Raw genomic sequence first — 11062 nt, 5'->3', positions numbered from 1 at the left:
CGCACCAGCGCTCCGGCCGTCTTCACGGCCGGAGCGCTTTGCTGTGCTCTGCCAGAGATTGCCCGAACTTTGCTCTTCCTGGCGAAAGCGGGCATTTAATCTAAAGTGTGGCTGATCGTCCGAAAGCTATCGTCCGGAAGCTACGCGTGTGGGAAAGACGGGGAAGAGTGCATGACGGAAGCGATCCTGCTGGTCGGCGGCCAGGGCACCCGGCTGCGGCCGGTCACGGTGAACACCCCCAAGCCGATGGTCCCCACCGCCGGGGTCCCCTTCCTCGCCCACCAGATCGCCCGCGCCCGCGCGGCCGGGGTCGACCACATCGTCATGGCCACCTGCTATCTGGCCGAGGTCTTCGAGCCGTACTTCGGTGACGGCGCCGCCTATGGGGTGCGCCTGGAGTACGTCGTCGAGGACGAGCCGCTCGGCACCGGCGGCGCGATCCGCAACGCCGCGGAGCGGCTGACCTGCGAGCCCGACGAGCCGGTCCTGGTCTTCAACGGCGACATCCTCACCGGGCTCGACATCCGCGGCCTGGTCGACACCCACCGCACCGTCGACGCCGATGTCACGCTGCACCTCGCCCGGGCCGACGACCCGCGCGCCTTCGGCCTGGTGCCGACCGACGCGACGGGCCGCGTCACCGCCTTCACGGAGAAGCCGCAGACGCCCGAGGAGATCGTCACCGACCAGATCAACGCCGGGTGTTACGTCTTCCGGCGCTCGGTCATCGACACCATCCCGGCCGGGCGGCCGGTCTCCGTGGAGCGCGAGACCTTTCCCGGACTGCTCGATTCCGGTGCCCATCTGCACGGCAAGGTCGAGCAGACGTACTGGCTGGACCTCGGCCGTCCCGAGGCCCTGGTGCAGGCCTCGGCCGACCTGGTGCGCGGTGTCGTCCACTCGCCCGCCGTCCCCGGACGCCGCGGCGAGGCCCTGGTGCTGCCCGGCGCCGAGGTCGCGGAGGGCGCGAAGCTCGCGCAGGGCACCGTCGTCGGCGCGGGCGCCCGGATCGGGCCGGGCGCCGTGGTGCTGGGCTCGATGGTGCTCGACGGGGCGGAGGTCGGAGCCGATGCGCACGTCCACGCGAGCCTGATCGGCGCCGGTGCCGGGGTCGGCCCGCGCACCCATCTGCGGGGTGCGGTCATCGGGGACGGGGCGCACGTGGGGGCGGACAACGAACTCGGGGCGGGAGCCCGGGTGTGGTGCGAGGCCGTGCTGCCCGACGCCACGCTCCGCTTCTCGCCGGACCTCTGAACGGACGCCGGATGAACCTCAAGGACACCGAAAGCAGCCCGCGGCAGCTCCCCGCCGCCTGGGCCGACACCCCGCTCACCGTCGTCATGCCGACGTACAACGAGGCGGGCAATCTGCCCGGCATGGCCGAGGCCCTGATGGAGCTGCCGCTGCCGGGCCTGAGCCTGCTCGTCGTCGACGACTCCAGCCCCGACGGCACCGGCGACCTCGCCGAATCCCTCGCCGCCCGGTACGACAAGGGCGCCGATGCGGGCGCCCGGCCCCGCATGAGCGTCCTGCACCGCACCGAGAAGAACGGCCTCGGCCGCGCCTACGCCGCCGGAATGAGCCAGGCGATCAGCGAGGGCGCCCAGTACGTGCTGCAGATGGACGCCGACGGCAGCCACCCCGTCGACAAGGTCCCCGAACTGCTCGGCGTCGCCCTCGCCACCGGCGCGGGCGTGGTCGTCGGCAGCCGTTATGTCTCCGGTGGCAGCCTCTCCGACGCCTGGGGCCTGCACCGCAAGCTGCTCTCCCGCTGGGCCAACGCGTACGCGGGCACCGTACTCGGCACCCGGATCCGCGACATCACCGGTGGCTTCAACCTCTGGCGGGCGGACGCGCTGCGCGCCATCGACCTGGCCTCGGTCGGCAGCGCGGGCTACAGCTTCCAGGTCGAGATGAAGTACGCGGCGCTGTGCCGCGGCTTCCCCGCCGTCGAGGTGCCGATCCACTTCGAGGACCGCACCGTCGGCGAGTCGAAGATGGACCTCGCCGTGCAGCTGGAGTCCGTGACCATGCCCTTCAAACTGCGTGCGCGCAGCCGCCGCAGGAAGTGAGCCCATGAGTACGACCGGCCTGCACGACCCCCCGATCCCCGGCCCCGCGAGCACCCCGGGAACCCCCACGATCCCGGCGCCCGCGCCACCCCCGGCGCCTCCCCGCCCGGCGCCTCCCCGTCCGGCGCCTCCCCGTCCGGCGGCACCGGAGACCGGCCTGGCCCGGATCCGCCGCCTCGCCAAGGAGATCGTGAAGTTCGGGATCGTCGGCGGCAGCGGCGTAGGCGTCAACTTCGTCGTCTTCAACCTGCTTCTGCACGGCCTGGGCCGGGATCCCATGACCTCCACGATCCTGGCCAGCTGCATAGCCATATGCACCAACTACCTGGGCTTCCGCTTCTTCGCCTACCGGGACCGCTCCGCGCGCACCCGGCGGCAGATCGTGCTGTTCTTCGTCTTCAGCGGGCTCGGCGTGGCCGTGGAGAGCGGCCTGTTCTACGTCGCGTACCACGGACTCAACATGTCCGGACCGCTCGGCTCCAACCTCGCCAAGGCGCTCTCCATCGTGCTCGCCTCGGCCTTCCGCTTCCTGGTGTACCGAACATGGGTGTTCCAGCATGACCACCACCGGAACTGAGCGGCGCCCCACCCTCGGGCCGTCCGACCGGACCCGCGCGGCCACGCCGCTGCCGCCCGCCGCCGACTCCGCCCCCGCACGGGCCTTACTGCGCACCGCGCTGGTCCTCCTCGGCGCTCTCCTGCTCCTCCTGGTGGTACGCCTGCCGTGGGTCGGCGACCTGGGGGTGCACGCCGCCACGCTCCAGCGGCTGCGCGCCGACGTGACCGACCCGGGCAACCCGATGGTCGCGGCGGACACCGACAGCCCGTACTACTCGCCGTGGATGGTGCTGCTCGCCCTGTTCGCCAAGGCGACGGGCCTGGGCACCTTCACGGTTCTACGCGTCGGGGCCCTGGTCTCACTCGCGCTGCTCGGCACCGGCGTCCGGCACTTCGTCCGTACGTTCACGCGGCGGCGGGCGGCCGTGCCGCTGGCGCTGCTGTGTCTGCTGTTCCTGTGGGGCCCGGTGGTGTTCGCCTGGAGCGGCCTCATCGGGCTCGGCTCGCTGGCCCTGACGCTGGCGTACCCGAGCACGTTCGCCCTGGCGCTCTCCTTCCACTTCTGGGCGCTCCTGACGAAGTCCCTGCGCGGCCGGGGAAGTTGGAGCGCGTTCCTGGGGCTCGGCCTGATGTGGGCGGTGGTGCTGCTCAGCCATCAGTTCTCCGGCGTCGTCGCCACGTTCGGTGCCCTGGGCGTGCTGCTTGGTGCGCGACCCTGGCCGGACCGTGCGACCTGGCTGCGGCTCGCCGGCGGTCTGGTGGTGGGCCTCGCGCTGCTCGCGGCCTGGCCGTACTACGAGTTCTTCGATCTCTTCGGCATCGGCGGCCTGGAGGACATCCACCGCTCCCTGTACCGGAACCTGCTGCCGCACTTGGGCTTCGCGCTCATCGGCGTCGTGGCCCTCGCGCTGCGCTGGCGCCGCGACCGGCGAGACCCGCTGGTGCTGTTCTTTCTGCTCGGCGCCGTGACGGTCGCGGCCGGGGCGGTCACCGGCCACTGGTCGTGGGGCCGGGCGCTGCCCGCCGCGGTGATCCCGGCCCAACTGGCGGCCGCGCTCGCGGCGGTGTCCGGCGGGACGCGCCTGGTCCGCAACGTCTTCGCGGCGGTCGTCGGGGCGGCGCTGCTCGCCGGGGCGTGGGCCCAGTCCGGGACGCTCGGTTACGTCGTACGCGAGGACGCCCTGCCGCCTGCGGTGCACGCCAAGTCCCGTGCCCCGTGGGCGGGTTACCAGTGGCTCACGCCCTGGGTCGGATACGGCGACACGGTCATGGCCCGGGGCCAGGGCGCCCGCCAGATCCCGGCGTACGGCCCCTACACCGTGGCCCCGGGCTACCCCGACTTCTTCCTGCCGGACCAGCGGGAACGCCTGGCCACGGTCGACCGCTACTTCGCGCCGGACAGCAGCCGGGCCGACCGGCTCGCGGCGCTGCACCGGTACCGCGCGCGGTGGGTCGTGCAGCGGCCCGGGGACGGGGGGTTGGCGGCGGACGATCCGGCGCTGCGGAAGGTGACTTCGGGGCCGGGGGGTCAGGTCCTGTACGAAGTGGTGGGCTGAACGGCTGCGAACGGCTGCGAACCGTGGGGGCCGCTGCGAACCGTGGTGGGCCGAGCGCCGGGCGAACCGGCGCACGGTTATGTGACCTTGGTCCTTCCGTATCGGGACCTTTGGCCGCCGGGCGTTACGTACGCCCTACGTAGCGTGGGATCGGCCGATAGTCCGATATGCCGCCAGGAGTCTCCTGCTTATGCCCAGGTTCAGCGTCGTCGTGCCCGTGTACAAGGTGCAGGGGTACCTGCGTGAGTGCCTGGACTCGGTGCTCGGCCAGTCGTACACGGACTTCGAGCTGATCGCGGTGGACGACTGTTCGCCGGATGCCTGCGGCGCGATCGTCGACGAGTACGCGGCGCGGGACGACCGGGTCGTCGCCGTGCACCGTGAGCGGAACGGCGGCATCGGGCAGGCCCGCAACACCGGCGTCGAGAAGGCGCGCGGCGACTATCTGCTGTTCCTCGACAGCGACGACACCCTGACCCCCGGCGCCCTCTCGGCCCTGGCCGAGCGCCTCGACCGCCTGGACGACCCGGAGATCCTGCTCTTCAACCACGTGCGGACGTACTGGTGGAACAAGCGGCAGCCGAGCGCCGTCGGCGAGCTGCTCGCCGATGCGGGCGACGAGGTGTTCCGCCCCCTGGACCGCCCCGAGTACCTGGTCGACCTGTTCGCGGTGGTCTGGAACCGGGCCTTCAGGCGGGACTTCTTCGTCGGCAACGGCTTCGTCTACACCGACGGGCTCTACGAGGACGCTCTCATGGTCTATACGTCGATGCTCTCGGCCGAGCGCGTCGGCTGCCTGGACCACGTGTGCGTCGAGTACCGCCAGCGGCGCCAGGGCAACTCGATGAAGACGCCCGGCCGCAAGCACTTCACCATCTTCGAGCAGTACCAGCGGCTCTTCGACTTCCTGGACGCCCGCCAGGACCTGGACCCGGTGCGCCCGGTGCTCTTCGAGCGGATGGTCAGCCACTTCGTCTTCACCCTGGAGCGGGCGGACCGTGTCGTGCCCGCGGACCGGCGCGAGTTCTACCGTCGCTCGGCGGCGCTGTACCAGCGCTATGCGCCGGACGGTTTCGTGCCGCCCGAGGGCACGCTCGGCGTCAAGTTCAAGGCCATCGGCCGCGGTTCCTACCCGGCCTTCCAGGCCCTCCAACTCGCCGGGCAGGCCCGGTCCAAGGGCCGGGTCAAGCTCAGGAAGACCAAGGTCAGGACGGGCAAGCGGGCCTTCTCCGCGTACTACCGGATGCACCGCAGGCGGCCCCTCGACGAGAAGCTCGCGGTGTACGGCGCCTACTGGTTCCGGCTGCCCAGCTGCAATCCGCTCGCCATCTACGAGAAGGCCAAGGAACTGGCCCCCGACGTCCACGGCGTCTGGGTGGTGCGCAAGGACCTGGCCGACCAGGTGCCCGCGGGCATCGACCACGTGGTCGTGAACTCGCCCCGCTACTGGGAGGTCATGGCCCGCGCCAAGTACCTGGTCAACAACGTCAACTTCCCCGATACGTTCGTCAAGCGCCCCGGCCAGGTCCATCTCCAGACCCACCACGGCACCCCGCTCAAGCGCATGGGCATCGACCAGCAGCGCTACCCGGCCGCCGCCAAGGGCATGAGCTTCCGCCGACTGCTCGCCCGCGCCGACAAGTGGGACCTCAGCATCGCGTCCAACCAGCACTCCGCCGAGACCTGGGAGCGGGTCTACCCGTGCGCCTTCGAGTCGGTCGACTCCGGCTATCCGCGCAATGACGTCTTCTACCGTGCCGGTGCCGCCGAGGTCGCGGCGGTACGCGAGCGGCTCGGCATCGCGCCGGGCCGGACGGCCGTGCTCTACGCCCCCACCGTCCGCGACTACCAGGCCGGTTTCGTCCCGCGGATGGATCTGGCGAAGGTCGCGGCGGGCCTGGGCGAGGACACGGTGCTCCTTGTGCGCACCCACTACTTCTACGGGCAGGACCCGCAGTTGCGGCGGCTCGCGGATGAGGGGGCGCTCATCGACGTATCGAAGTACCCGGTGGTCGAGGATCTCTGCCTGGCGGCAGACGCGCTGATCACGGACTACTCGTCGATCATGTTCGACTACGCCAACCTTGACCGGCCGATCGTCACGTACGCCGACGACTGGGACGTGTACGTGAAGTCCCGGGGCGTGACGTTCGACCTGCTGTCGGGGCGGCCGGGGGATACGCCGGGGGTCGTCGCGACGACCGAGGACGAGCTCATCGAGGCGTTCCGGAGCGGGCGTTGGCGGGGGGAGGCTGCTGCCGCGCTGCGGGCGGCCTTCCGGGAGCGGTTCTGTCAGTACGACGACGGGTTCGCGGCGGAGCGGGTGGTGCGGCGGGTCTTCCTCGGGCAGGACGCCCGGCCTGTGCCGCTGCCGCTGGGTGAGCGGACTCCGGCGCCGTTGCCTGCGGCGGCTACCCATAGCCCGTCCGGCGTTTGAGGACGAGCGCGTTCAGCGCGATGACGGGGGTCTGGGGGCAGCGCCCCCAGTTACGGGAAGGGGCGGGGTAGGGGAAAAGACCCCGCCGGACGCGCCCTACCTCAGCGCCGCCCGCACCCGCCCCGCCAGCGGCCGGATCACCGTACCCAGAGTCCCCACCGGCTCCCACCGCACCTGCAAACGCCCCGAGTTGTGGCCCTCAGGCTCGATCGTGACCCGGTGCGGGGACACCGTCCGATAGCGGATCTCGGCTGTCAGGGGTGGGAAGGTCAGGGAGGCCAGGAGGATGCCTGTGTTGGGGCGGCGGGTGGGGTCCTGGAGTTCCAGGACCGGGTGGCGCACCCCCGAGAAGCCGCGTACCGGGAGCGGGGCCGCTGCCAGGTCCAGGCGGACCCTCCCCTCGAAGACCCCGGGGCGCACCGGGTCCAGGCGGAACTTTTCCGTCAGGCGGCGGCCCGCCGGGGCCACGTGGACGGCGGCGATGTGCGGGCCCACCGGCAGCTGAAGGCCCGGGTCGTACGTGCGTACCCACAGGTCGACCGTCGCCCCGGGGCCCTTCGCAAGGCGCGTGATCTCGTGCCGGAAGAGGGCGCTCGCGAACGGGCGGGTGTCCAATGCCTCGTCCGTCAGGTCGAGTTCGCGGCGGGCTTCCAAGGAGTCCGGGAGCCTGTCGCCCCAGTACACGCGGCCCTCCGCATCCGTGGTCGTCTCCCGGGGTGCCACCCCGTGCCCCAGGCCGCGCGCGGCGACCTTGGCGTCCGCCAGACGGCCGTCGCGCAACAGCCGCAACAGGACTCGCTCGTCGCGGGGGAGGCGGGCGTAGGCGCCTGGTGCGAGCTCCGCCAGGTACGGGTTCACCGTGTCGGCGAATTCCGCCAGCCACTCCTCGTCGCGGTACGGCACGTCACCCGCGTACATCCGGAAGTCGTGCTTGAGGAATTTGTGGTCCTTGTCCTCCTTGATCGCCGCGTGGCCGCTCTCCGCCAAGAAGGCGTCGATCAGGTGCTGCACGTGGATACGGTCACGGACGTTGCTGATCTTGTGGCGCTGGTTGGAGATGGAGGCCGCGCCCGCCTCCGCGAACGGCTCGATGTACCAGCGGTAGACCGGCTCCGGGACGATCGTGAAGGCCCGTGCCAGGCAGTACGCCTGGGCCGAGAACAGCTGGTCCTCGTAGTGGATGCCCTCGGGGAAGCGCAGCGCGTGCCGGTCGAGGAAGGACCGGGCGTACATCTTGCTGGTCGACAGGTGCTCGAAGAGCAGCCGTGGGTCGTCCTCGATGCCGCGCACCGTGCGGGCCTCGTCGACCAGGTGCGGCATCCAGGTGGAGCGTCTGCCGGTGTCGACGCGGACCCGTTCCACCTGGCCCATGGCGAAGTCGATGTCCTGATCCCGGTGGGCCGAGAGCAGCAACTCGCAGGCCCTTGGCGGCAGTTCGTCGTCGCTGTCCAGGAACATCAGGTACGGGGCGCGGGCCACGTCCATCGCGTGGTTGCGCGGGGCGCTACAGCCGCCGGAGTTCTCCGGGAGCCTCAGATAGGTGATGCGGTCGTCCTCGGCCGCCAGCGCTCGGGCCACCTCGGGGGTGTGGTCCGTGGAGTGGTCGTCGCTGATGATGATTTCGATGTTGTGGTGCGTCTGGGCCACCAGGGACGCGACCGCTCGGGGGAGCCGGGCGGCGTCGTTGTAGACGATCACCGTGACGGTGACATCAGGGGACACGGGCGCGGTCATCGGCGGGCTGCCTCTTCCGGGGTAGGGGCGGGGGTGCGGTCCTCGACGGGGACGATCGGCAGGGCTCGGGCCACGGCTTCCGCGCTCTCGCCGAGGAAGACGCGGCGTACGACGCGCTCGGCGGCGTGTCCGTCGTCGTACTGGCAGAAGCGGCGGCGGAACGCGCCGCGCAGCTTCGCGGACGCCTCGTCGCGCCATGCGCCGGAGGTGAAGAGTTCGGTCAGCCGAGCCTGGTCGCGGGCCACCTGGCCGGGCGGTTCGGCGAGCAGGTCGAAGTAGACGCCGCGGGTCTTGGCGTACATCTCCCAGTCGTCGGCGTACGACACGATGGGCCGGTCCAGATTGGCGTAGTCGAACATGATCGACGAGTAGTCCGTGACGAGCGCGTCCGCGGCCAGGCAGAGCTCCTCGACCGGGTCGTACGTCGATACGTCCAGGACGTGGCCGCTCTTGCGCAGCCGGGGGAGCGGGGAGCCCGCGCCGCCGTAGAAGTAGTGGCCGCGGACCAGGAGGACGAAGTCGTCGCCGAGGTCCTCGCTCAGGCGGGCCAGGTCGAGGCGCGGGGTCCAGCCCGCCTCGTAGTCGCGGTGCGTGGGGGCGTAGAGGATCGCGGTGCGGCCGGGGGCGATGCCGAGGCGGGCGCGGGCGGCGCGGACGTCCTCGGCGGTGGCCCGGTAGAAGACGTCGTTGCGCGGATAGCCGTAGTCGAGCGAGACGTAGTGGGAGGGGTAGGCGCCCTCCCACATCCGGGTGGAGTGGTCGTTGGCCGAGACGCTGTAGTCCCACTTGTCGACCCGGGCGAGCAGGGCGCGGAAGTTGAGGCCCTTGGCGGCCGCCGGGTACTCGCGCTGGTCCAGGCCCATCCGCTTGAGCGGGGTGCCGTGGTGGGTCTGGAGGTGTACGGAGCCGGGGCGCTTGACCACGGCGTTGGCGAAGTTGACGTTGTTGACCAGGTACTTCGCGCGGGCCATCACCTCCCAGTAGCGGCGGCTGCCGGGCACCACGTGGTCGGTGCCGGGCGGGAGCAGCGGCACGCGGTCGGCGGCGACCACCCACACCTGGTGGATCTGCGGGGCGAGTTCGGCGAGGGTGGCCGCGATGGCGGCCGGGTTGCAGGTGACGCCGCGGTCCCAGTAGGCGGAGAACACGGCGAGGTGGTCGTCGAGCGGGCGGGACAGCTCCTTGCGGTAGCGGTGGTCGCGGACCTTGGCGGTGACCTTGCGCTTCTTGGCGGCGACCGTGGATCTCAGGGCGCGGCGGCGGGCGTTGCCGGCCTGGAGTGCCTTGTAGCGGCCGAACTGGTCGTGTTCCAGGAGCGCGTGGCGTACGCCGTCGAGTCCGCCGGGCCGGGTCCAGCCGTCGGGGCGGTAGCGGCGCGCGTGCGTGGAGGCGCGGTGGAAGTACTCGGGTGCGAGGTGGGCGGGCAGCCCGCCGGACCGGTCGGCGGGGCGGGCGATGACCCGCAGATAGTCGTCGACCATCCGCTCGTACAGCGCGGTGCGCAGCCGTCGGGGCAGGGCGTGCGCGTGGGCGAGCTCCTGGAGCCAGGCGTACTCCTCGAAGACCGCGAAGTGCTCCTCGGTGGTGGGCGGCGGCAGGCTCGCCGAGCGCAGCCGCCGCTCGGCCAGGACCGGCCGGTCCAGGCAGGCCACGCGGTCGGCCAGGAGCAGTGCGGCGTACGCGGTGGCGCGCGCGTCGCCCGTGGTGAGGAGGTCGGCGTGCGCGGCGTAGAAGTCCGCGCAGAGCACGCGGGTGCCGAGCAGCGGGGCCAGGTCGAGGAGTTCGGGCAGGTCGGCGGGGGCGGTGGTGCCGTGCCCGGCCTTGGCGAGCAGCACGGTCTCGTCGCTGGGGCGGGCCGGGTCCCACCAGTGGTTGCGGACGTGGTCGGTGACCAGCACGTCAGGTGGGGTGGTGAGGTCATCGAGGCGGCGGGCGATGGCCGTTACGGCGTCCGGGGTGAGACCGTCCTTGGCGTCGAGGAAGAGCAGCAGGTCGCCGGTGGCGGCGTCGGCTCCGGCGCGGCGGGCGGCGGCGGGCGTGGTGCCCTCGGTCTCCTCGGCGACGGGCAGGACCGTGAAGCGGGGGTCGCGGGCGGCGTACTCCTCGGCCGCCTCCTGGACGACGGCGTCGGCCGCGGTGACGACCACCTCAAGAGCGGCGTCCGGCTGCGCTGCCAGGCTCTCCAGACACTCCCGTACATGGCCCCGCAGGGCGCTGCCGGTCACGATCACGCTGAGTTTCTTGCTGGTGAGGCCCATACATCGCCGCCCTCGCTGTGCTGCTGTCCCTGAACTCTGTCCAGTATCCCGACAGATAGAGGGAAAATACCCGTATTGGGTTGTTCGAGGCGCGGGCCTTTCTGCGGGACTTCTTACCTACTTGCCGGTGAACTTCTCGTACTCCTTGAGCACCTCGTCCGTGGGCCCGTCCATACGGAGCTCGCCGCGCTCCAGCCACAGGACGCGGTCACAGGTGTCGCGGATGGACTTGTTGTTGTGGCTGACCAGGAAGACCGTGCCGGCCTCCTTGCGGAGCTCGCGGATGCGGGCCTCGGAGCGCTTCTGGAACTTGCGGTCGCCGGTGGCCAGGGCCTCGTCGATCATCAGGACGTCGTGGTCCTTGGCGGCCGCGATGGAGAAGCGGAGCCGGGCGGCCATGCCGGAGGAGTAGGTGCGCATCGGCAGCGTGATGAAGTCGCCCTTCTC

At 71.3% G+C, this 11062-nt stretch carries 8 protein-coding genes; 5 read left to right on the top strand and 3 right to left on the bottom strand.

What is annotated here, in order from left to right:
* Nucleotides 1-171 precede the first annotated feature (171 nt).
* The 5 genes from ACWD10_RS35575 to ACWD10_RS35555 all read left to right on the top strand — a co-directional run bounded on the left by ACWD10_RS35575 (nt 172) and on the right by ACWD10_RS35555 (nt 6623).
* Nucleotides 172-1254 carry a sugar phosphate nucleotidyltransferase gene (locus ACWD10_RS35575; protein ID WP_451097830.1) on the top strand — a complete coding sequence of 361 codons (1083 nt, stop codon included), beginning with the start codon at nt 172-174 and terminating at the stop codon, nt 1252-1254.
* An 11-nt stretch (nt 1255-1265) separates the two neighbouring features.
* Nucleotides 1266-2072: a polyprenol monophosphomannose synthase gene (locus ACWD10_RS35570; protein ID WP_451097829.1), complete on the top strand. Its 807-nt coding sequence runs from the start codon at nt 1266-1268 to the stop codon at nt 2070-2072.
* 4 nt (nt 2073-2076) lie between these two features.
* Nucleotides 2077-2649: a GtrA family protein gene (locus ACWD10_RS35565; protein ID WP_451097828.1), complete on the top strand. Its 573-nt coding sequence runs from the start codon at nt 2077-2079 to the stop codon at nt 2647-2649.
* Nucleotides 2630-4186 carry a hypothetical protein gene (locus ACWD10_RS35560; RefSeq protein WP_451097827.1) on the top strand — a complete coding sequence of 519 codons (1557 nt, stop codon included), beginning with the start codon at nt 2630-2632 and terminating at the stop codon, nt 4184-4186. Before ACWD10_RS35565 ends, ACWD10_RS35560 begins: the two co-directional genes overlap by 20 nt.
* Nucleotides 4187-4376: 190 nt before the next feature.
* Nucleotides 4377-6623 (top strand): bifunctional glycosyltransferase/CDP-glycerol:glycerophosphate glycerophosphotransferase, encoded by a 2247-nt coding sequence (locus ACWD10_RS35555; RefSeq protein ID WP_451097826.1) that lies wholly within the window; start codon nt 4377-4379, stop codon nt 6621-6623.
* A 96-nt stretch (nt 6624-6719) separates the two neighbouring features.
* On the opposite strand, the gene ACWD10_RS35550 is transcribed toward ACWD10_RS35555, so the two are convergent.
* The 3 genes from ACWD10_RS35550 to ACWD10_RS35540 form a co-directional block, all read right to left on the bottom strand.
* Nucleotides 6720-8357, bottom strand: a complete 1638-nt coding sequence (locus ACWD10_RS35550) for a glycosyltransferase family 2 protein (protein WP_451097825.1) — start codon at nt 8355-8357, stop codon at nt 6720-6722.
* Entirely contained in the window at nt 8354-10615 is a 2262-nt protein-coding gene (locus ACWD10_RS35545) for a CDP-glycerol glycerophosphotransferase family protein (protein ID WP_451097824.1), read from the bottom strand. The genes ACWD10_RS35550 and ACWD10_RS35545 overlap by 4 nt, the downstream gene beginning before the upstream one ends.
* 117 nt (nt 10616-10732) lie before the next feature.
* On the bottom strand, nt 10733-11062 hold a 330-nt coding region (locus ACWD10_RS35540), incomplete at its 5' end, for an ABC transporter ATP-binding protein (protein WP_451097823.1).

This window comes from Streptomyces sp. NPDC002851 (assembly GCF_053591935.1).
Note: the sequence above shows the minus strand (reverse complement) of the source record. Positions and strands in the feature narration are given on the sequence as shown.

Coding starts and splice junctions, on each gene's coding strand:
- ACWD10_RS35575 (WP_451097830.1), top strand. CDS start 172: ATGACGGAAGCGATCCTGCTGGTCGGCGGCCAGGGCACCCGGCTGCGG.
- ACWD10_RS35570 (WP_451097829.1), top strand. CDS start 1,266: ATGAACCTCAAGGACACCGAAAGCAGCCCGCGGCAGCTCCCCGCCGCC.
- ACWD10_RS35565 (WP_451097828.1), top strand. CDS start 2,077: ATGAGTACGACCGGCCTGCACGACCCCCCGATCCCCGGCCCCGCGAGC.
- ACWD10_RS35560 (WP_451097827.1), top strand. CDS start 2,630: ATGACCACCACCGGAACTGAGCGGCGCCCCACCCTCGGGCCGTCCGAC.
- ACWD10_RS35555 (WP_451097826.1), top strand. CDS start 4,377: ATGCCCAGGTTCAGCGTCGTCGTGCCCGTGTACAAGGTGCAGGGGTAC.
- ACWD10_RS35550 (WP_451097825.1), bottom strand. CDS start 8,357: ATGACCGCGCCCGTGTCCCCTGATGTCACCGTCACGGTGATCGTCTAC.
- ACWD10_RS35545 (WP_451097824.1), bottom strand. CDS start 10,615: ATGGGCCTCACCAGCAAGAAACTCAGCGTGATCGTGACCGGCAGCGCC.